The organism is Halorussus pelagicus, from assembly GCF_004087835.1.
Taxonomy (GTDB): Archaea; Halobacteriota; Halobacteria; order Halobacteriales; family Haladaptataceae; genus Halorussus; species Halorussus pelagicus.
The window spans coordinates 1,580,228-1,599,807 of record NZ_CP035119.1 but is presented as its reverse complement, the minus strand read 5'-3'; the positions used below and the strand labels follow the sequence as shown (position 1 = coordinate 1,599,807).

General features: G+C 65.3%; 20 protein-coding genes. 10 read left to right on the top strand and 10 right to left on the bottom strand.

Annotated features, from left to right (window positions below; translation table 11 throughout):
• Positions 1-20 precede the first annotated feature (20 nt).
• Together EP007_RS08040 and EP007_RS08035 are read left to right on the top strand one after the other, a co-directional pair.
• A complete protein-coding gene (locus EP007_RS08040) occupies positions 21-899 on the top strand; it encodes a hypothetical protein (protein WP_128477163.1) in 879 nt (292 codons plus the stop codon).
• A 346-nt stretch (positions 900-1,245) separates the two neighbouring features.
• Positions 1,246-2,037 (top strand): hypothetical protein, encoded by a 792-nt coding sequence (locus EP007_RS08035; RefSeq protein WP_128477162.1) that lies wholly within the window; start codon positions 1,246-1,248, stop codon positions 2,035-2,037.
• Between the two features lie 21 nt (positions 2,038-2,058).
• On the opposite strand, the gene EP007_RS08030 is transcribed toward EP007_RS08035, so the two are convergent.
• The 3 genes from EP007_RS08030 to EP007_RS08020 are packed head-to-tail and all read right to left on the bottom strand — an operon-like array spanning position 2,059 to position 5,770.
• Positions 2,059-2,880, bottom strand: a complete 822-nt coding sequence (locus tag EP007_RS08030) for an ABC transporter permease (protein WP_128477161.1) — start codon at positions 2,878-2,880, stop codon at positions 2,059-2,061.
• Positions 2,877-3,740: an ABC transporter ATP-binding protein gene (locus EP007_RS08025; protein WP_128477160.1), complete on the bottom strand. Its 864-nt coding sequence runs from the start codon at positions 3,738-3,740 to the stop codon at positions 2,877-2,879. Before EP007_RS08025 ends, EP007_RS08030 begins: the two co-directional genes overlap by 4 nt.
• The gene (locus EP007_RS08020; protein WP_128477159.1) at positions 3,737-5,770 is read right to left on the bottom strand and encodes a NosD domain-containing protein; all 2,034 of its coding nucleotides are present in this window, start codon (positions 5,768-5,770) and stop codon (positions 3,737-3,739) included. Before EP007_RS08020 ends, EP007_RS08025 begins: the two co-directional genes overlap by 4 nt.
• Positions 5,771-5,901: 131 nt before the next feature.
• Between EP007_RS08020 and EP007_RS08015 the strand changes: the two genes are divergently transcribed.
• A complete protein-coding gene (locus EP007_RS08015) occupies positions 5,902-6,534 on the top strand; it encodes a nitrous oxide reductase accessory protein NosL (RefSeq protein ID WP_128477158.1) in 633 nt (210 codons plus the stop codon).
• On the opposite strand, the gene EP007_RS08010 is transcribed toward EP007_RS08015, so the two are convergent.
• Positions 6,535-7,185, bottom strand: coding sequence for an SOUL family heme-binding protein (locus EP007_RS08010; RefSeq protein WP_128477157.1), 651 nt, complete (start codon positions 7,183-7,185; stop codon positions 6,535-6,537).
• Positions 7,186-7,306: 121 nt separating this feature from the next.
• Between EP007_RS08010 and EP007_RS08005 the strand changes: the two genes are divergently transcribed.
• Genes EP007_RS08005 through EP007_RS17395 form a run of 4 tightly spaced genes read left to right on the top strand, consistent with a single transcriptional unit; the run spans position 7,307 to position 9,087 of the window.
• On the top strand, positions 7,307-7,708 hold the full coding sequence (locus tag EP007_RS08005) for a 30S ribosomal protein S6e (protein ID WP_128477156.1): 402 nt from the start codon (positions 7,307-7,309) through the stop codon (positions 7,706-7,708).
• A gap of 58 nt (positions 7,709-7,766) precedes the next feature.
• Positions 7,767-8,207 carry a DUF7112 family protein gene (locus EP007_RS08000; protein ID WP_128477155.1) on the top strand — a complete coding sequence of 147 codons (441 nt, stop codon included), beginning with the start codon at positions 7,767-7,769 and terminating at the stop codon, positions 8,205-8,207.
• A 53-nt stretch (positions 8,208-8,260) separates the two neighbouring features.
• Positions 8,261-8,875: a DUF7529 family protein gene (locus tag EP007_RS07995; protein WP_243700349.1), complete on the top strand. Its 615-nt coding sequence runs from the start codon at positions 8,261-8,263 to the stop codon at positions 8,873-8,875.
• A gap of 47 nt (positions 8,876-8,922) precedes the next feature.
• Positions 8,923-9,087 carry a hypothetical protein gene (locus tag EP007_RS17395; RefSeq protein ID WP_166035487.1) on the top strand — a complete coding sequence of 55 codons (165 nt, stop codon included), beginning with the start codon at positions 8,923-8,925 and terminating at the stop codon, positions 9,085-9,087.
• A 28-nt stretch (positions 9,088-9,115) separates the two neighbouring features.
• Here the strand turns inward: EP007_RS17395 and EP007_RS07990 are convergent, their stop codons facing one another.
• On the bottom strand, positions 9,116-9,841 hold the full coding sequence (locus EP007_RS07990) for a DUF5806 family protein (protein WP_128477154.1): 726 nt from the start codon (positions 9,839-9,841) through the stop codon (positions 9,116-9,118).
• 127 nt (positions 9,842-9,968) lie between these two features.
• Between EP007_RS07990 and EP007_RS07985 the strand changes: the two genes are divergently transcribed.
• Together EP007_RS07985 and EP007_RS07980 are read left to right on the top strand one after the other, a co-directional pair.
• A complete protein-coding gene (locus EP007_RS07985) occupies positions 9,969-10,337 on the top strand; it encodes a universal stress protein (RefSeq protein ID WP_128477153.1) in 369 nt (122 codons plus the stop codon).
• Positions 10,334-10,855, top strand: coding sequence for a GNAT family N-acetyltransferase (locus EP007_RS07980; protein ID WP_128477152.1), 522 nt, complete (start codon positions 10,334-10,336; stop codon positions 10,853-10,855). Before EP007_RS07985 ends, EP007_RS07980 begins: the two co-directional genes overlap by 4 nt.
• A 114-nt stretch (positions 10,856-10,969) precedes the next feature.
• On the opposite strand, the gene EP007_RS07975 is transcribed toward EP007_RS07980, so the two are convergent.
• On the bottom strand, positions 10,970-11,425 hold the full coding sequence (locus EP007_RS07975) for a universal stress protein (protein WP_128477151.1): 456 nt from the start codon (positions 11,423-11,425) through the stop codon (positions 10,970-10,972).
• Between the two features lie 352 nt (positions 11,426-11,777).
• On the opposite strand from EP007_RS07975, the gene EP007_RS07970 reads away from it, so the two are divergent.
• The gene (locus tag EP007_RS07970; protein ID WP_128477150.1) at positions 11,778-14,135 is read left to right on the top strand and encodes an ATP-dependent DNA helicase; all 2,358 of its coding nucleotides are present in this window, start codon (positions 11,778-11,780) and stop codon (positions 14,133-14,135) included.
• Between the two features lie 175 nt (positions 14,136-14,310).
• On the opposite strand, the gene EP007_RS07960 is transcribed toward EP007_RS07970, so the two are convergent.
• From EP007_RS07960 to EP007_RS07945, 4 genes are all read right to left on the bottom strand, one after another.
• Complete coding sequence (locus EP007_RS07960) at positions 14,311-15,312, bottom strand: methyl-accepting chemotaxis protein (RefSeq protein ID WP_128477149.1); 1,002 nt, start codon at positions 15,310-15,312, stop codon at positions 14,311-14,313.
• 66 nt (positions 15,313-15,378) lie between these two features.
• Complete coding sequence (locus EP007_RS07955) at positions 15,379-16,440, bottom strand: ABC transporter ATP-binding protein (RefSeq protein WP_128477148.1); 1,062 nt, start codon at positions 16,438-16,440, stop codon at positions 15,379-15,381.
• A complete protein-coding gene (locus EP007_RS07950) occupies positions 16,437-18,266 on the bottom strand; it encodes an ABC transporter permease (RefSeq protein ID WP_128477147.1) in 1,830 nt (609 codons plus the stop codon). Before EP007_RS07950 ends, EP007_RS07955 begins: the two co-directional genes overlap by 4 nt.
• 7 nt (positions 18,267-18,273) lie before the next feature.
• Entirely contained in the window at positions 18,274-19,437 is a 1,164-nt protein-coding gene (locus tag EP007_RS07945; protein WP_128477146.1) for a thiamine ABC transporter substrate-binding protein, read from the bottom strand.
• Between the last annotated feature and the right edge of the window lie 143 nt (positions 19,438-19,580).

The following is a 19,580-nucleotide window of genomic DNA, read 5'->3' as shown; positions in this document are numbered from 1 at the left end:
GGGAGATATGATTAGATGCGATGTCGAAAAAATATAGCCGAAGAATGTTCGTGAAGATTTCAGGTGTAGCGTGTACTTCCGTCGGAGCAACGCAAGTTGTCGGAGCAGCGGATACAACTACTCATCCAACGACTCAGAGTGAAGGAATTGATGCCAAAATCGAGAATTTGATTCGGAATAATAAAATTGAACAAGTAAGTAAGATATTAGATGAATACGGGATTAGCAACGCCTGCACAAAGAAATTAGTAGATTATAACTCAGAAACGGGAGAAGCTAAGTCGGTAACGGTCCCCGTCCAAGGTGGACAAACACTAGTCCAACCTACCGACGAATGGGATAAATCCTCATCAACGGTCTCACGGTCTACCTATCATAAAAATAGTGACACCGACCTGTGGGGAACTTCCCTTGATTGGGAATTAGGCGATGGTGGCGATGCAGGAGAGGGACAATTTGAGGATAACCGCCCCCATGACGGGATTCAGTTGAGTTTCTCAACTGATGATTGGGACCACAAGAGTGGGGACGCTTGGGTTTCTCCTGATTGGGACTCAAACGTAGACTGCGCATGCTCGAAAGGTGCTCAAATAGATAATAAGGCTGGAAACGGGATTGGTGTGATTTACGACGATCCTAATAATCCAGCAATGGAAGATATAACTACCACTACCTCCGGTTCAGCTCACATGAGCGTCTGGCGACAGGATGATAACCGGAGCCATACACTATATGGCTCTTATACACACACGTGGTCAACAGCAGATGTTACTGGGCTAAACTTCACCTACGACTCAACTCCCATCGGAGTGGGTGTAGGAATAGGAAGTTATAGTTGGGAGAAGAAGGTCGATCATATTGTCAAGCCGAATAACGAAGTCGAAGTAGATCGGTACTAAGCAAACCCGACAAAAAATTCATTCTTTGTTAGAAGTATAGCTTAGGAATAAATAAGTTATACTTAAGCCACCAATAATCAAATGTATATTGTATAAAATAGTCGGTGGATTTTCGATAGCAATCATAAGAGTATTTATAGTCTGTATTAATACAATTATTGCAGTAAGACGTTTTAAAGTATTATCTAAACTTTTTATATTTTCTACCATGATCCACATATGAATCTTCCCTCTTTTATTCCTTTCGTATCACACTAGTGGTCAATTACTACCTCTATTTATTATTAGTGTCATCGGTTTGTTTTTCCTTCGTGTTTAAATACCGCGCCCGACCACACTCCCGGTAATGACCTTCGACGCCGAGCAGTTCACCGTCGCCGTCAAGGAGAGCGCGCGGGAGGCCAACGAACCCGCCCGACGACTGGTGACCATCGAGGGCGACCGCGTGACCTTCGAGTCCGAAACCGAGGCCCACCGGCGGGCCAGAGAACTCTCCGCCGAGGGCGAGTCGGTCGTCAAGGTCCAGCGCGCCGCGCCCCAAGACCCCGACGACGTGGACGGCTACCTCGTCGGGTGGCCACAGCGCCGCCGCCAAGCCCCGGACGGGTCGCCGACCGAGGGGCTGACCTTCGACACCGAGGCCAACCAGTACGGCGCGCTCGGCGAGGCTCTCGTGTTGACGCCCGAGGTGAACCCGCCGCTGTTGACCCACTTCGCCCGCGTCGATGCGGACCTCGACACGACCGACGGCGAGAGCGGCGCGGACGACGCCGAAACGACCGCGAGCGCCGAGGACGTGCGCGTCGAACTCGACACCGACCCCGACCCGGTGACCGTCGGGTCCGGCAGGCGGTGGGAACCGGACTGCCGCGCGGTGGTTCGGCTCGGCCCGGACCGGCCGGTCCTGACCGAGTACGTCTGCGAGGTCAAGAGCGGCGACGGGTCGTTCGAGCGAAGCCAGCGCGAGGCAATGCGAGCCAAGGCCCGCGAGACGACCGTCCTGAAGATTCGCGTCGATTTGGACGAGTTGCCCGACAGCTACACTGCATGGGTCCGGAAGGTCGCGCCCGACGGGAGCGATGGGGAGCGAGAGGGCGAGACCTATCGAGTCAACAGCACGCTCGGCGAGTTCTCGTAGCCCGAGAGAGCAGGCTCGCGGCTACCGACGCGGTCCCGACCACACCGTGAGGACGGCGACAGATAGCGCCCCGACCAGCCACGCGAGAAGTCCGAAGACGCTGGCGAGCGGCGAGGCGGCGGGCGCACCTGACGCGAGACCGCCGACGACGCTCTCCAGCACGAGTCCTCGGAACGCGCTGTTGGGACTCAGCGCGACGAGGAGTTCGAGTCCGGACTCGGGAATCACGCCGCCCGCGAGTCCCGCGACGATGCCCGCGTCGAAACCGACGACGAGCGCGACGCCGAGCGCCACCGCGACGACGAGACCCGCGCGGGTCGTCCCCGCGGTCGCCGAAATAGCCAGCGCCGCGGCCATCACCACGAGCGCGAACGCCGACGCGAGGACGACGAACCGCAGGTAGACCAGCGGCGAGTCCGCCGCGGCGTGGGAGGCGATGACCGACGTACCCACTCCGCCGAACAGCGGGACGAGGACCGCGGCCCCGAGCAGCGGCACGATAACCGCGACCAACAGCGCGGCCGCCCGGCCGAGGAAGACACCGAGAACGAACGTCGCGCGCGAGACCGGATACGTCCGAATCACGTCGAGTTCGCCGCGCTCGGCGTCGCCCAGCACCGCCCGGTAGCCGAACGCCAGCGCCAGCGCGGGCACCAGCACCTCGACGGGCGTGAGCAGGTCCAGCACGAGCGGCACGTAGCCGACCGCGTCCGCGGCCCACGCTAGCACCGCGACGACGAGCGCGAACCCTCCCCCGAGCGCGAGGAACGCCCGCGTCCGGGCCACGGTGGTCAGTTCTCTCCCCGCGACCGCGAACAGACGGTCGAGCGAACGGCGGTTCATCGGTCCACACCCCGATTGGGGACGCCGACGGACGGTGCGGCCGAGGACCCGTCGTCCGCGGGTTCGCGGCGGCCGAGTTCCCCGCCCGTGAGTTCGAGGAACGCGCTCCGGAAGTCGTCGGCGTCGGTCCGGCCGACAAGGTCGGCGGGCGACCCCTCCGCCACCATGTCGCCGTGGTCCAGTAGGAGCACGTCGTCGGCCTCGGCGGCCCCCGTCAGGTTGTGGGTCGCCAGCAGGACCGCCATCCCGTCGTCGGCGAGGTCAGCCACCACGTCGAAGACGTACTCGGTCATCCGCGGGTCCAAGTCGCCGGTCGGTTCGTCCAGCACGACCAGCGCGGGGTCGCCCAAGATTGCCTGCCCGACCCCGAGGAGTCGGGTCATTCCACCGGAGAGGGCGTCAACCCGGCGGTCGAGGACCTCGCCCAGACCCACCCGGTCGAGGACGGCCGACACGTCCACCTCCGAGTCGAGCAGGTCGGCGTAGAACTGCAACGTCTCCTCGACGGTAAACGCGGGCCGGAAAGCCGGACTCTGCGGGAGGTAGCCGACTCGGCGGCCGGAAGTCGTTTGCGCCGCGAGCGACACCTGCCCCTCGTCGGGGTCCAGCAGGCCGAGGAGCGCCCGGAGGAGCGTCGTCTTTCCCGAACCGTTCGGGCCGACCAGCGCGGTGACGCTCCCGGAATCGAGCGCGAAGTCGAGGTTCGAGAAGACCGCCACGTCGCCAAACGAGTGGCCAAGGTCCTCGACTTCGAGGACCGGCGCTCGGTCGCGCGAATCCGCAGTATCCGCGGATTCGCGCGATTTGCTCGCGTCGCCCGGTTCGCCGTCGGTCTGCGCCGATGGATGTTCGTCCGTCATGGCTCACCTCTGACTCCGTGTTCCGCGGCGGCGTCCGCGAACGCGACCGACGCCCCGGCGTCGGTCGCGTTCGCATCTATCTCGTCGGTCGCGTTCGCATTTGTCTCGTCGGGCGCGTTCACACCCGTTGCGTCCACCGCCTCGGCGAGCGCGCCGGGGCGAACCGGCTCTGCGAGCGGTGCCTCGTCCACGACGCCCGTCGGCCGGAGTCCCGGCACGAGACCCTGTAGCGCCCGGAGCGCCGAGAGCGCTGGCGACTCCGCCAGCGTCTTCGCGCCGGTGGCGTCGTCCACGCGGCTATCGACCGGGCCGCTCGGGTGGAACGACCGCTCCAGCACGCCGTCGCCGTCTGTATCCGCGCCGGGTGCGCCCGCCCAGTAATTGCCCCTGCCCTCGGCGGTCCAGACTCGAAGCGGACCGAGCGCCCCCGAGACGTACTCGTCGTTGCCTGCGAAGTCGTTGGCCGTGACCCGGTTCGTCGGGGCGAGCGACGGTGTCCGGAAGCCGACCTCGTTGCCGACGACGACGTTGCGCTCGTAGACGGAACTCTTCGAGGGCGCTTCGAGACCGAAGTGGTTGTTCACGACCACGTTCTCTGCGACGTAGGACGCCCGGCCGCCGACGTTGACGCCCGAGTAACTGTCCCGGACCTCGTTGCCGACGATGAGATTCCCCGTCGGGCGCGTCATCACGACGACGCCCATATCAGCGCCAGTGACGGTGTTGTTCGCTACGAGCGCGTCCGAGGTGTACATCTCGTGGACGCCAAAGCGCATCCCATCGTTGCCGACGATTCGGTTGTTTCGGACGACCAGTCCGTCGCCGAGGTGGGCGTAAACGCCGTCTCGTCCGCCGACGAGCGTCGAGTCCTGCACGACGACCTGCGAGCGCATCACCATGACGCCCATGAAGCCCTCGCGCCACTCGTCGGTCCCATTCACGGTCACGTTCTCGACGACCGCGTCCGGACTCCAGCGGACGACGACGCCGTTCGCCGGAGTCTCGACCGAGACGTTTCGGACCAGCGACTCGTTCGCGGAGTCGAGCGCCACCCCTGCGTCGCCGTATCCGTACCCGAGTTGAACCTGATAGTCCCACTCGCTGGCCCGGTCAGTCGAGACGTTTTCGGCCGAGAGCGTCCCGCCGACGCCCGAAATTCGGAGGTCGGCGACCGCAACCTCGTCGGCCGTCGCGGTCACGACGGTTCCGTTGCCGTCGCCCCGGAAGTGGGTCGCGTTTCCGGCACCGCGGAGCGTCAGGGGCTTGTCGATGGTCACGTTCGCGTCGTAGGTGCCCGCGGGGACGCGGACCGTGGTGTTGGACGGGGCCGCTTCGACGGCTTTGGCGACGGTAGGAGCGTCCTCGCCGACCACGACCGAGACCGGCCGGTCGAGCAGCGTGTCGGCCGCTCCGACGCGCTCGTCGGCCCATCGGTGGCGCTCGCGGACCGACTCCCGGAACGACTCGCGGGTCGCGGTCCCGGTGCCGAAATCGGTCGCGCGAACGGCGTCCCAGTCGAGAATTTTGCCGCCGTACTCCTCGGCGAACGATTCGGCGGCCGACCGCGAGGAGAACGGGACGACCGCCTCGCCCGACGGCGTTCGCGCTCGACTGCCGACGACGAAGGAGGCGTCGTCCGCGGCCACCCAATCGACGTGGGTCGAGGGGGCGTCGGAAACCCGGACGAGTCCGTCGTTCCCGACGGTCGGTTTCGCGTTCGCGTAGTCGGTCACGTACACGGCCATCGGGGAACCGAACTGCCGGGCGTGGCCGTCGCGGCCGAGTTCGTCGGCCAGCGAGGAGACGCCGTGATAGCCGACGACGTAGCGATACTGAGAGTAGAACACTTCGGCCCGCGGAATCTCGATACCGCGCTCTCGGGCCTCGACGGTCGCGGCGGCCGTCATTCCCATGTCGATGGTTTCGTCGAACGGAACCGGCTCCGGGCGAGCGCCAGCGTCGAACGCGAACGAGGCGCTACTTACGAGCAGAAAGGCGAACAGAACCGCGAGGAGTGGTTTCGGATTCATCTCGTTGCGGGCCTCCGCAGGGCGGGTACTGTTGGAAGCGTATGGACCGCTCACTTTTACCCCCTTCTTCCCGTTTTCAGTTTCCGGGAACTGGAGAAGACGTATTGGGGCTTCCAGATTAATGGAGGGGTATGTGTGCTGGCGACCACGACGACTCCGCTGCGTTCGAGCGTGACGACCACCGCGACCGACACGACACCGACCAGCGACGGCGAACGATACTCCGGGCCAGCGCGCTCGGCGTCACGGCGTCGCTCGCGGGGTGTCTCGGAGGGCTGACGGGAGACGACGGCGAGGTCCCGGCCGCGGTCTCGCTCGCCGGAGGACTCGACTGTGACGTGTGCGGGATGGTCGTCGAGAAACACCCCGGCCCGAGCGGCCAGATATTCTACGACGGCAACGACCCCGAGGGCCACGACAACCCTGCTCGCTTCGACTCGCTGAAACGGTGTTTCTTTCCGTACAAACTCGAACGCGAACAGATGGGCTGGACCCTCGACGCCGCCTACGTCACCGACTACTCGGCGGTCGAGTACGACGTGTCCTCGCAAGGCGGCACGACGACCATCTCCTCGCACACCGACCCGGCGTCGTTCGCCCGCGCGAAAGACCTCCGGTACGTCGTCCAAAGCGAGGTCGAGGGCGCGATGGGACCGGAGTTCATTCCGTTCTCCGAGGAGTCCGACGCCGACTCCTTCGCCGACGAGTACGGCGGGCAGGTCGTCGCGTACGGCGACATCGGCGAGGGGCTAATCGGGAAGTAATCAGGTCCCCGCCCCGCCGACTCGCGTCACGGTCTCGTGGTCCACCTCTACCGCGACTTCGTTGCGGCGCATGAACGGCGGGGTCCACGGGTCGTCGTACTGGAGCAAGGTCGGCCGAGTCCGGGGTTCGATGCCGCGAGCGTCGAGCGCGTCGAGCAGCGACTCGCGGTATTTTTCGACCCTGCTCTCGGTCGCGTACCACGAGAATCGAGCGACGGCGAGTGTCCGCGGCGGTTCGACCGCGAGTCTGACCGCGGGGTTCGTCGGGACCGGCGCGTCGCCGGGACCGTAGTCGGCTGGGAGGTAGAACGCCATCGTCACCTCGCCCTCATCGCCGGTCGTTCGAACCGGCGCGGTCATCGGGAGTTTCGTTCCCCACGTCGCCACGGGCGCGGTCATCGCCACCTCGTCGCCGGTCTCGTTCTCGCCGGAGAGATACCGAAAGAGGCGGCCGAAGGCCTCTCGCTCGGACTCTGCCGCCGTCTCGGCGAGGACGAGGCGCGGGTAGCGCCGGAGTTCCACGCCGTCGAATTCGGCGAGGGTCTCCGCGGGCACGCGCTCGGTGGTCCGGCGACTGTACGCTCCCCAGCCGACCCACGCCGCGAGGAGTCCGCCCGCTCCGGCGAGTAGCGCCGTCGTTCGAGTTCGCATGGGCCGAGTACGGCGCGGCGACTGAAAAGCTCACTCGCCGACCGAGAGAGTCGCGCCGCCGGTCGCCCTCGTCCCGTGGCACTTCGACGTATTTTTAGGGAGCGTCCTCTTTTCAACCCGTATGGCAGACTTTCAGGTCGTCGTCGCGGACCCCGACTCCGGGGCGACCTACCAGCACGACGTGGACGGACAGGACGCCAACCGATTCCTCGGCAAATCCATCGGCGAGGAAGCCGACGGCGGCGCGGTCGGTCTCGACGGCTACACGGTCGAGATTACCGGCGGCTCCGACGACGCGGGGCGACCGATGCGCGGCGACGTTGACGGCCCGAACCTCAAGGAAGTTCTCCTCGACGGCGGCGTCGGCTACGAGCCGTCCCGCGACGGCGAGCGCAAGCGCGTGACCGTCCGCGGCGGCGAAGTCAGCGACGCCACCGCACAGCTCAACGTCAAAATCAGCGAGTACGGCGAGGAGTCCGTCGAGGACCTCCTCGGCGAGGGCGGCGACGAAGACGACGAGTAGCGACGGTCCCACCGGAGCCGTTTTTGCATCTACGCACGAAACCCGTACAACACCTGTTATGGCCGAACGCATCTCTAGCGACCACTCCTCGCTCACGACCGTCCGCGCGACTCTCGTCCGAAGCGGCGGACTGGACCGCCCAAAAATCGAGATTCCGGGCGACGCCGTCGAGTCGTTCCCCGACGGCGAACTCGTCCGGGTCGTCGCCGACGACACCGAGTATCGCGCCCGCATCGAGTCGCCCCTGACCGACGACGGCCGCGAGATTCGGGGTCTCTACGAGTCGCCGACGCTCGCTCGCAATCCGGAAGACGGCGAGAACCACCTCTCGACGTGGTTGGACGGGACGAACGTTGAGTTCGGCCAGTCGGTCCTCGTGGACGTTATCGAGGAAGGATTCAAGTACGGCCTGCGCGAACCCGGCCAGCGAGTCTTCTACGAGGCCACCGAGTCGCCCGACGAGAGTCTGGCCGACATCGCACAGGGACTCGACGAGTAGCGTTACGTCCCCGAGTACCAAGATTTTTACCGCGGACCGTCGCGTTCGAAACCATGAACGACGACGCCGAGGACCACGAGGAGTCACGGGACGCCGGAGCATCCGACGCGGACGGAGAGAGCGCGGACCCCGAATCACTCGCCGAGGAGAGTCCCGCCGCGGCGTTCGAACAGGTGAGCGAACTCTCCGGCACCCACCTCCGCGCCGCCGAGTTCTGGGAGGACATCGTCGCCGACATGGAGGCGACCGCCGAGGAGTACGAGGCAGAGGGCTGGGAGACGCTTCAACTCCACCCCGGCGACGTGACCCCGCTGGTGCCCGACGGCGAGGGAGACGACGATTTCGGTATCGACGTGTTGGTGCCCGACGACGAGTTCGGCGAACTCGAATCGCTACTGGAGGGCGGCATCTCCTTCGACAGTTACGAGGCGTTCCGAGCGACGGCCGACAGTCTCGTGTTGCTCGTGGTCGCCATGGAGGACCCCGACGCGCAACTCGCGGTTCTCTACCCCGCCTACTACGACGCCGAGAGCGCCCAATCGATGCTCGCGGCCGCCGAGCGCGCGGGCGAGATGCGGAGCTACGTCAGGACGCTGACCAACGACCGAATCGAGTTCACCCACCGAGAGCCAGAAAACTTCGCGCGGCCGACCGCCACCGGCGAGTAAGCTGGCCGACGGAACAATACGGAAGGCTGTCGAACACTGCTGTCCGGATGACAGGGTCGGACATCGACTCGCCGACCGAGATTACCGACACTATCGAGCAACCCGACCGCGGACCGCTCGGAGCGGCGCTCTTCGATTTCAAACGCTGGCTTGTCATCGACGCCAACCGCTGGTTCGTCGTCGCCGGGAGTTACCAGCACGAGGAAAAATGAGGACGTTGGGCGAAGATGTCCGTATTGCTCAGTCGTCGCCGTCGGCAGTATCGACCGTTTCGGCTCCCGAAGCCTCCATCTCGTGGCCGCAGTGAGGACACTCCATCTCGTCGTGGCGCAACTGCTCGCTGGCCGACCGGACCTCGCGCATGACGCCCGAGATTCGGTCTTCGGTCTCTAGCTCCTCTTCGACGGACAAATCGACGCCCTCGACTTCGAGAAGGAACTTGGCGACTTCCGTCACCTCGTACATCATGTCGTCCAATTCCTCCGCAGTGAAAAAGCCCGACATCGCGCCGTAGAGGAACGTTGCACCTGCCTGCCGGACTTTCCCCTCGAACGACGAGCGGGCCTGATTGACCGCTTGCGGGGTGTAGGTGTCGGTCATGAACGGGACGAGTTCCGGCAGATTCTCGCCGATTTTCGTCATCTCGACGCCGGTCTCTGTCCGGAAGTCAGCGCAGAGTCGGGCGATGGCCCACTCGCGGGCGGTGATGTACGTCCGGTCGCGCAGGAACTCGTTGACCCGGTCGTACTGCGCGCCATCGACCTTCTTGAACCGCTCGTACTTGCGCACCTCCGGGGGCACGTCGTCGGCGTCCGCTTCGGGAGAGGTTTCCTCGGCGGCGGACTCGGTCTCGGCAGTGGCGTCCGGTTCATCATCGATATCCGCACGCTCCTCGGTCGGCGAGTCGTCGGACCGCTCGGCGTCCTGTTCGTCATTCTCGGGTGGACGCGATGGGTCGTCGGCCATGAGTCGGGGTAGCGGTGGGAGGTGGAAAAGCGTATCGTCTGGCGGTCGTTAACACGGATTTCGGCGGACGAGCCGCGTCTCGCGCCTACCAGTAACTGTTTTGATGCAGGGACCGATTGGAGGAGATATGAACGTACTGCTCGGAATCGGCGGAAGCGACGACTCGTTTCGCGCGCTCGAAGAGACGGTCGGCCGCGCACAGGCCGCCGGTGACGACCTCGTCGTCGCCATCCTCGAAAATCCCGAAAGTGACCGCGAGACCGAGGATATCGAGGAGAGAGTGTTCGAGACGCTGGAGCGAACGACGTTCACGGCAGGAGTCCGGCACCTCTCGGGCGACCCCGGAAGCCAACTCGTGGACCTCGCCGAGCGCGAGGAGTTCGACCAGATCGTCCTCGGCGGCGGCCAGCGCAGTCCGATGGGGAAAATAAAACTGGGACACATCGCGGAGTTCGTCCTGCTGAACTCCCCTGTTAGCGTCAAGCTAGTACGATGAGTCCGGAGGACGGGAGCTACCCCGACGACGAGGCCGACTCGTTCCCGGAGCCGCCGGTGTCGTTCGAGGACAGGAAGGACCGACGCATCGAGATTCGGCCCTACGAGGACGCGGACTTCGAGGCGGTCGTGGAGATGTACGCCGACTTCGAACCCGCCGACCGCGCGCAGGGCATCCCGCCAGCCACCGAGTCGCGGGTCCGCGACTGGTTCGAGAACCTGCTTGAGGGGCTGAACGTTGTCGCGTGGCACGAGGACCGAGCGGTCGGCCACGCCACGCTGGTTCCCGACGACGACGCCTCGGAACTGGCCATCTTCGTCCATCAGGACTACCAGCGCGCGGGCATCGGGTCGGACCTCATCCGGGCGCTACTGGGCCACGGCCAGGCCGAGGGCGTCGAGAAAGTCTGGCTGACCGTCGAGCGCTGGAACCACGCCGCGGTGAACCTCTACGAGTCGGTCGGCTTCGAGACCAACGGGACCGAGAGCTTCGAGATAGAGATGGTGTTGCGGCTGTGAGACGACCGTTTGCTGCGCTCGGTCGCGTCTGAGCCTCCGGCGCCGACGCTCCGCTCGCTGGCAAAACGTCGATGAAAAACACTGGGTTCTTTTTCTACCTCCCGGTGAAAAATATTATACGGACAGCACGGGCTGGCTCGCGTACAGCAACACGTACTCGGCGGCCTTCTCCAGCACCTCGCCGGGTTCGCCGCTCAGTGGTTCGCGCGGGATGACGAGGAAGTCGGCGTCGAGTTCCTCGGCGGTGTCGAGGACCGCGCTTCCGGGGTGTTGGGTCTTTCTGGTGGTCGAGAAGCCGTAGACGTTCGAGGTCGAGACGGCCACGTCGTACTCGGCCGCGAGGTCCCGAGCTTGCTCCATGAACGTCTCGGTGTCCGAGAGAACGTCCTCCTCGGCGACGGCTCCGTGTTCGATGCCACGAACGAGTTCTTCGCCGAGGACGTACATCGCGTGGACGGACGCCTCGTACTGCTCGGCGACGGCGGCGGCGTACTCGACGGCCTCGACCGACTCGTCGCTCCCGTCAACGGGGACGAGGACAGTCTCGACTTCGAGCGGCGGCTCGGTCATGTCTCTACGTGGACGGGCATCGGTCAAAAATCCTCGCTTCGCGGTGGCGGAGATGCGTCCTCGATAGGGAGACTCCCGATAGGCGGACAGCACTGCGGAACCGCGACCGCACAGCAATCTATCGCCGACGCCACGAAGTTGACTGTCCCGCACCGCAACCGCATCAGCCTCACTCTTCTTCAACCGACTGCGGTCCTCACTCCGTTGCGGTCCTCATCCACCGGCGGACAACCCGCGTCCGCCGAGGTGAACAGCGGAAATCTCAACAGAACGCGGTTCTCGGACGGTCGCTCTGACAGTCGAATTCCACGATTCCAAACGTTCAAACCCGAAGCCGACCAACCCCGGTCCAGTGACCGCAAGCGATTCGTGGCGCGAGGTGTTCGGCCACGCCGAACCGTACGACGAGCAGGTCGATGGCATCGAGACCGCCATCGACACCGCCGAGGAAGGCGGGTTCGCGGTGGTCGAGGGTGCCTGTGGGACCGGCAAGACCATGCTGGCGCTGACCGCGGGAATCGACCTCGTCCGCGACCCCGAGAGCCACTACGAGCGCGTGGTCGTCCTCACCAGCGTCAAACAGCAACTCCGGCAGTTCGAGGAGGACCTGCGGACCATCAACTCGAACCTGCCGAGCGACGCCGAGCCCGTGACGAGTCTGACCCTCGTCGGGAAGGCCGACGTGTGCCCCTACAACCGCGAGAACGCGGGCGGCATCGACGACGGCAACGTCTACGAACGGTGCGAATCCCTCCGGGAGGACACCCGCGGGATTACCGGCGAGGGCGGCGCGACGACCGCCCGGAGCCTCGTCTCGCGCGCTCGGAGCCAGCAGACCGGACTGGCCGACTCGGGGACGCAGGGCCGGGCCGCGGCGAGCTATCTGGAGACCGCCGACGAGCCGACGCCGTATCCCCCCGAGATGCCCGAGTACGACGACGTGGAATACTGCCCGTTCTACGCGCAGTTCCTCGAAGAGTTGCCCGAGGACGGCGACCCCGTGGAGGCGGTCCCGTTCGACTTCGACGGTATGGGTCTCATCGACCCCGAGGAACTGGTCTCGCTGTCGGTCCAGCACGGCACCTGTCCCCACTCGATGATGGGCGCAATGTTGCCCCACGCGGAGGTCGTCGTCGGCAACTACTACCACGCCTTCGACCCCGTGACGACCGGCGGGTTCACGGGTGCACTACTCGATTCGTCCACCTTCGTCGTCTGCGACGAGGCACACATGCTCGAACCGCGCGTCCGGGACCTCGTGAGCGACGCGGTGGGCGACAAGACCCTGCGAGACGCCGAGTCGGAACTCACGCGGGTCATCCAACCGCTCAAGTTCGACGGCGACAAGGAGACCCACACCGCCGCCGACGCCGACCTCGTGCGCGGCGAACTCGAAGACAGTGACGTGTCCCTTTCGGACCTCGAAGCGACCCGCGACTTCGTCCGGGAGTTGCGCGAGGAACTGGACCGCCGGGTCACGGCCCACCTCGAACGCGAACACCGAGGCTGGAAGTCGAACCTCCACGACCTGCCCGACGACGAGATTCCGCTCCGGGACCCGACCGAACCCCGAGAGGACGAAATCTCGGCGTGGGCCGAATCGGAAGGCTATCACGACGGTATCTGGGTCAAGGCCGAAGCCGTGGGGTCGGTCGTCGCGCGCATCCTGAACGAGGCCGAAGACGACGAGAAAGAGCGCGCCGCCCCCGCCGCGGGCCGAGTCCTCGGCGAGTGGTACCGCAACGACCACGAACACTACTTCCGGGAAATCGAACTCGAACGGACGTGGAACGAAAAAGAACCCGACACCTCGTGGCGGCGCGCGTACAACGCCAGCCTCGCCATGCAGAACTGCGTGCCCAGCGACGCCATCGGCGAACAGCTCGCGGAGTTCGGCGGCGGCGTCCTGATGAGCGCGACGCTCGAACCCCTCGACGTGTTCGAGGAGGTGACGGGACTGAATCATCTGGACGCCGAGCAGGGCCGTCCGGTCGAAGAGCGGACGTACGGCTTGAATTTCCCCGAGGAGCGCCGCGAGAGCTTCGCGGTGGACGCCCCGAAGTTCACCTACGACAACCGGGGGTCTCCGGGCGAGGAGACCCAGACCCGCCGGATGTACGCCGACGCGCTTCGGGAGGTGGCGACCGAGACGCCAGGGAACGTCCTCGTCGGGATGCCAAACTACGCCGAAGCGACGTGGGCCGCCGAGCGCCTGCGCGACGATTCCGCAGTCGAGAAACCGGTCCTATTGGACGAGAGTAGCGCCGACGACGTGACCGAGGACCTGAAAGCCGAGTTCTTCGGCGGCGAGGGCAAAGTCCTCGTGACCAGCCTTCGGGGCACGCTCACGGAGGGCGTCGATTACGAGGGCGACCGTCTCAGCGCCGCGGTGGTCTGTGGCGTCCCCATCATCAACACCGCGAGTCCGCGGACGAAGGCCGTCAGGACGGCCTACGAGCGCGCGTTCGGCGACGGGTTCCAGTACGCGCTCACGGTTCCGGCGGTCCGGAAGGCACGCCAAGCCCTCGGACGGGTCATCCGCGGCCCCGAGGAGGTTGGCGTCCGCGTGCTGGTGGACTCGCGGTACGCCCGCGACTCGTGGGACAGCGTTCGGACGTACTTCCCCGAGACCGAGCGCGAGGAGTTCCAACCGGTGAGTCCCGATATGCTGTCGCTCGGACTGGAGCGATTCTGGCGCGGGCGGGAGTGAACGATGAGTGACGCCCGAGACGACGAGAAAGGGCGGACATTCGCCGACTTCGACGGCTACGAAAGTGACGAAGAGACCGACGTGACGACAGACCACGACGCGTGGAACGTCGGCGAGTAGCTGAGGCGTCCGCGCTTCGACAGGACTGTGCTCTTGGCCGCGTCCACGACGACGGTCACTCCTCGACGAGGTCGTCTATCTGCCGGTTGATATCCGAAATCTGGTCGGTCTGGTCGTCGAGTTCTTCGGAAATCGCGTCGGTGCGGTCGGCGATATCGTCGGCGTTCTCGGTCGTCTGGTCGATCATCGCGGCGACCTCCTCGGTACTCGCGGCCTGCTGGTCGGTCGCCGACGCCACTTCCTCGATGCCCTGATTGACTTCTTCGACCGACTCGGCGATTTCGTCGAGGCTCCCGACGGCCGATTCGACGGTCTCTATCCCGTCGTCGATGCGCGAGTTGCTCTCTTCGAGACTTTCGACCGCGTTCTCGGTGTTCTCCTGAATCCGACCGACCCGCCCCTCGATTTCGTCGGCTTGCTCTTGGGACTCGGCAGCGAGCGTCTTTATTTCGTCGGCGACGACCGCGAACCCGTCGCCGCCCTCGTCCGCGCGGGCGGCCTCGATGTTGGCGTTGAGCGCGAGCAGATTGGTCTGCTCGGCGATGTCGTTGATGACCTCGATGATGTCGTCTATCTGCTCGACGCTCTCGCGGATGGTCTGAACGTCTTCGGTCACGCTCTGGGCGGCCGCCCGTATCTCGGTCATCGTCTCGCTGGCCTCGGCGGCGGCCTCTTGCCCCTCTTCGGCCTGTTGGTGGGCGTGTTCGCTGGCCGACGCCACTTCCTCGGAGGAGGAGGCGATTTCCTCGACGGCGGCGCTCAGGTCCGACACCTCTTCGGAGACCTGCGACATGCCCTCGGACTGTTCGCGGGCGAGGGCAGTAATCTCGTGGGTGCGGTCGGCGATGCCCTCCGAAGAGTCCTGCAGTTCCGCGAGCGAGGTCTGTATCTCGCTGGCGGCCTCGCGGTCATAATCGGCGTCGGCCTGAACGTCCTGTTCTATCTCCTCGACTTCCGTTTCGAGTTCTACGTCGTCTTCGTACTCCAGATTTTCCGCGCGTGTCGAGTCGTCTCGAAACTGTTCGTCGGGGTTGCTCACGATTGGATGTACCGACATCGGTAGGTAAACGTGGTTGAACTCTAAGAAACTTGTTAGTGGTTCTCCCTCTCGGGTCGAGCGGCGTTACCCGAGGTCCCGGTCGAGAACTTCTCTCGCCTGCCCACCGCTCGAAACGACGTGTGCGTCCTCGGGCGCGAATCCGACCCGCAGGCGCTCGCGCTCGGGACGCTCGGGGAGTCGAAGCGTCACCGCTCGGCCCTCCCAGTCGAGGTGCGCGCGGAACGACTCGCCGAGGAACTCGACGGTCTCGACGGTCGCCTCGAAGCCGTTCTCGCTCGGCCCGCGACTCAGGTCCTCCGGGCGGACGCAGAAGACGACCTCGCTCCCTTCGGGCGCGTCGAGGTCCGAGAGCGCAAAGGAGGTCGCGCCGACGCGGACCGCGCTGCCCCTGACTTCGCCCGCGAAGACGTTATTCTCGCCGAGGAACTCCGCGACGAATCGGGTCTCGGGTTCACGGTAGACCGCCTCGGGCGTGCCGACCTGCTCGACGCCACCGTCGTGCATGACCGCCACTCGGTCGCTCACGGCGAGGGCTTCCTCTTGGTCGTGTGTGACGTAGACAGTGGTGATTCCCAACTCCGACTGGATGGCCTTCACCTGCGTCCGGAGGTCTTCGCGGAGTCTCGCGTCGAGCGCGCTCATCGGTTCGTCCAGCAACAGCACGTCGGGACCGGGCGCGAGCGCCCGCGCCAGCGCGACGCGCTGGCGCTGGCCGCCCGACAGTTCGTCTGGGTCCCGGTCCTCGAAGTCGGGCAAATCGACCAGCTCCAGCAGGTCGGCCACGCGCTCGGACTTCGACTGGCCGCCGGGTGCGTCCCGGAACCGGAGTCCGTAGGCGACGTTCTCGCCGACCGTCATGTGGGGAAACAGCGCGTAGTTCTGGAAGACGATGCCCGCGTCGCGGTCCTCCGGGGCGACCCCGGCCATCTCGCGGTCGCCGAACCGGACCGAACCCGAGTCAGGCGACTCGAACCCTGCGATAGCGCGCAGGGTCGTCGTCTTCCCGCACCCCGAGGGACCGACGAGCGTGAAGAACTCGCCGTCGGCCACGTCGAGGCGCACGTCTCGCAGGGCGTCCACGCCGTCGAAGGACTTCGAGAGGTCCCGCAGGCGAATGCTCGTCACGCCTCCCACCGACCTCCCAGTCTATCGACAACGACGAAACTGAGACTCGTGACGGCGAGGAGGACCGTCCCCATCGCCGTCGCGGGACCGAGCGTGCGGTTGCCGATGTAGCGCTCGACGGCGACTGGCATCGTGTAGCTAGAGCTTCCGGTCGCCAAAATCACCGTCGAATCGAACTCGCCGATGCTGATGGCGAACGCGAAGGCGGTCCCGGCGGCGACCCCCGAGGCGACCATCGGGAGTTCCACGTCGAGCAACGCCCGGACGCGAGTCGCCCCGAGCGCGCGTGCTGACTCCACGAGCGAGCGGTCCAGACCGCCGAGCAGGGGCGCGACGTTCCGAACGACGAAGGGGTAGGCGGCGACGCCGTGGGCCGCGACGATGGCGACCGGTCCCGTCACCTGCAAGCGATAGCCCCACACCTCGACGCCGAAGACCAACCCGCGGAGCATCCCGAGACCGACGACGACGCCGCTGACCGCGAACGGAGCCATCGCCGCCGCGTCGGCGAGTCTGCTTCCCCTGCTCCCGCGGGTCGTGAGGACCGAGATGGTCACGCCCATCGGGAGCGCGACGAGCAGGGTCGCCACGCCGAAGGCGACCGAGTTGCGTACCGCGACGCCCGGTTTGGTCTGGAAGGAAGCGCCCTCGGCCTGCCGCTGGACGAGGAACTCGTAATACTGGAGCGTGAACCCGGAGGGACCGGTCACGCTCTCGGCGACCATGCTGGCGATTGGTCCGACGAAGACCACCGCGACCACGGCGGCGTACGCGAGGACACCGACGCGTTCGAGCGCGGCGAGTAGCGACGGCGAGTCGGGCAGGAGGCGCTTTCGCGGCGGTGGGTTCGCGGCCCGCCCGCCGCCCGATTGGCGCGCCTCGTACCGGAGGTAGGCGTAAGTCAGCGCTAACGAGAGGACCGTCTCGGCCACCGCGAGCGCGGCGGCCTCCGCGTACTCCAACTCCTGCACGAGCGAGTAGACCCACACCTCGACCGTGGCGAGTTGGAACCCGCCGAGCGCGAGGACGATGGGAAACGACATGAACGTGAAAATGAAGGTGAGAAGCGCGCCCGTCAAAATCGCGGGCAGGAGTTGGGGAACCAGCACGTCGCGGAAGGCGTGCCACGGGTTCGCGCCGAGCGAGCGCGCCGTCTCGACCATCCGGGCGTCCACGCTCTCCCACGCCGCAGTCGTCACGCGGGCGACCAGCGGCGCGTTGTAGAAGGCGTGAGCGACGACGATTGCTTCGAGGGTGAACAGCAGGTTCACGGGACCGAGACCGAACAGGGCCAGCAGGTCGTTCAGCGGGCCGTTCGCCCCGAAGAACGCGACGAATCCGATGGCGACCATGATGGAGGGCATCACGAACGGCAGGATGGTCAGCGAGCGAACCGTCCGCCTGCCGGGGAACTCGTAGCGCGAGAGAACGTAGGCTCCCGGCAGGCCGAGCGCGACGCTGGCAATCGTCGAGAGCAGGGCTTGGTAGGCGGTGAACCCAAACAGGCCGAGCGGAGACTCCGCGGCGACCTCCGAAATCGCGCCGAAGTCGCCGCCGAAAATCGGGGCGAGAACGCCGAAGTAGAACGGGTCTTCGAGGACGCCGCGGACGACTTCGCCGGTCCACTCGCCGCCGACGCGGACCGCGTCGGCGAAGACGGTCAACACCGGGTAGTAGAAGACGACCGCGAGGACGAGGACAGTTGCGACTCCGAGGAGCGCGAGCGCGCGGCGTTCGAGCCATCGGGTCGGCGCGGTGCGGTCTGGGCGGCGGGTGTCGGGTCGCGCGTCGCCCGCGTCGCGGCCGACCTCCTCGCCTCGGGCCACGGGTCGGCTATCGGCCGCCCGCTATCTGGCGCGCCCACGAGTCCACCCAGCCGTCGAGGTTGCCCTGTAACTCCTCGTAGGTGAACGTCACGGGGTCGTCGGGCACTTTGGCGTACTGCTCGAACTCCGCGGGCAGGTCGGCCCAGTCGGTCGCGGGGAACTGGACGTTTCGGACCGCGATTTCGCCCTGTGCCTTTTTCGACAGCACGAAGTCCATGAACGCCTCGGCGATTTCGGGTCGGTCGGTGTCGGCGAACTTCGCCATTCCCTCGGGGTTGGCGTAGCCCTGACCGTTGAGGAAGCCGATCTGATGCTTGCTCATGTCTTGGTCGTAGCGGTTGGCGTACACTTGGTCGGTCGAGTAGGAGACGACCATCGGGGCCTCGCCGTTCTCCCACGCCGTGTAGGCGTCGTCCCACGACCCCAAGATTCTGAGACCGTTGCTCTCCAAGTCCTTCCAGTAGTCGAGATACTGGTCTTCGCCGAGCGTCTTGACCGTCCAGAGCAGGAACGCCCGACCCGTGGCCGCCGTCTTGGCGTTCTGGACGATGAGGTCGCCCTCGTAGCGGTCGGCCAGCAGGTCCTCGAACGTTTCCGGTGGCTGTTCGACCTCGTTGCCGTCGTAGACGAGGCTGATGTAGCCGGTGTCGTAGGGAATCGCGCGCTGTTGGGGGTCGAACGTCAGACTCTCCTTGACGTGTTCGTAGTTCGACAGCGAGTCGGCCATCGGGGCGAACAGGGCGTCGTCGCCAAGTTTCTCGTCGATTCGGAGCAGGTGGTCAACGTTCAGACCGACGTACACGTCGGTGTCGATATCGACGCCTTGAGACTGCTGTTGGATGTAGTAGTTGAGTTCGTTGTCGGGCGTCTCGTACTCCACCGTCACGTCGGGGTGGCGCTTCTCGAACTCCTCTTTGAGCCACGGGCCAGGCGACGAACTCGGCGCGTCCACGAACGAACTGTACGTGGCGACTTTGAGCGTGCCGCTGAGACTCTGTTCGGTCGCGGTCTCGGTCTCCTCGGTCGTTTCGGTGGTCGTCTCCGTCGTCGTTTCGGTCGTCGTCGCGGTGGTCTCCTCGGTCGTCGTCCCCTGCTCACCGCCACCCGTACAGCCAGCGAGACCGATAACCGTCGCAGTCCCGCCGTGTTTCAGCAGCGTTCTTCGTTTCATTACCGAGTGGTTTCATCCGGTGATACTTAACTGGCCGGATGTGGAATAGAGGCGTGGAATCGTCGCATCGAGTCGGCGTTCGACCGACCGCGCGACGTGCCGAACCGACAGCCGAAACGTTTTCCTACGGGGGTTCGATGTGG

Excerpts from the sequence above, each read along its gene's own strand:
- EP007_RS08040 (WP_128477163.1), top strand. The coding sequence starts at position 21 with ATGTCGAAAAAATATAGCCGAAGAATGTTCGTGAAGATTTCAGGTGTA.
- EP007_RS08035 (WP_128477162.1), top strand. The coding sequence starts at position 1,246 with ATGACCTTCGACGCCGAGCAGTTCACCGTCGCCGTCAAGGAGAGCGCG.
- EP007_RS08030 (WP_128477161.1), bottom strand. The coding sequence starts at position 2,880 with ATGAACCGCCGTTCGCTCGACCGTCTGTTCGCGGTCGCGGGGAGAGAA.
- EP007_RS08025 (WP_128477160.1), bottom strand. The coding sequence starts at position 3,740 with ATGACGGACGAACATCCATCGGCGCAGACCGACGGCGAACCGGGCGAC.
- EP007_RS08020 (WP_128477159.1), bottom strand. The coding sequence starts at position 5,770 with ATGAATCCGAAACCACTCCTCGCGGTTCTGTTCGCCTTTCTGCTCGTA.
- EP007_RS08015 (WP_128477158.1), top strand. The coding sequence starts at position 5,902 with ATGTGTGCTGGCGACCACGACGACTCCGCTGCGTTCGAGCGTGACGAC.
- EP007_RS08010 (WP_128477157.1), bottom strand. The coding sequence starts at position 7,185 with ATGCGAACTCGAACGACGGCGCTACTCGCCGGAGCGGGCGGACTCCTC.
- EP007_RS08005 (WP_128477156.1), top strand. The coding sequence starts at position 7,307 with ATGGCAGACTTTCAGGTCGTCGTCGCGGACCCCGACTCCGGGGCGACC.
- EP007_RS08000 (WP_128477155.1), top strand. The coding sequence starts at position 7,767 with ATGGCCGAACGCATCTCTAGCGACCACTCCTCGCTCACGACCGTCCGC.
- EP007_RS07995 (WP_243700349.1), top strand. The coding sequence starts at position 8,261 with ATGAACGACGACGCCGAGGACCACGAGGAGTCACGGGACGCCGGAGCA.
- EP007_RS17395 (WP_166035487.1), top strand. The coding sequence starts at position 8,923 with ATGACAGGGTCGGACATCGACTCGCCGACCGAGATTACCGACACTATC.
- EP007_RS07990 (WP_128477154.1), bottom strand. The coding sequence starts at position 9,841 with ATGGCCGACGACCCATCGCGTCCACCCGAGAATGACGAACAGGACGCC.
- EP007_RS07985 (WP_128477153.1), top strand. The coding sequence starts at position 9,969 with ATGAACGTACTGCTCGGAATCGGCGGAAGCGACGACTCGTTTCGCGCG.
- EP007_RS07980 (WP_128477152.1), top strand. The coding sequence starts at position 10,334 with ATGAGTCCGGAGGACGGGAGCTACCCCGACGACGAGGCCGACTCGTTC.
- EP007_RS07975 (WP_128477151.1), bottom strand. The coding sequence starts at position 11,425 with ATGACCGAGCCGCCGCTCGAAGTCGAGACTGTCCTCGTCCCCGTTGAC.
- EP007_RS07960 (WP_128477149.1), bottom strand. The coding sequence starts at position 15,312 with ATGTCGGTACATCCAATCGTGAGCAACCCCGACGAACAGTTTCGAGAC.
- EP007_RS07945 (WP_128477146.1), bottom strand. The coding sequence starts at position 19,437 with ATGAAACGAAGAACGCTGCTGAAACACGGCGGGACTGCGACGGTTATC.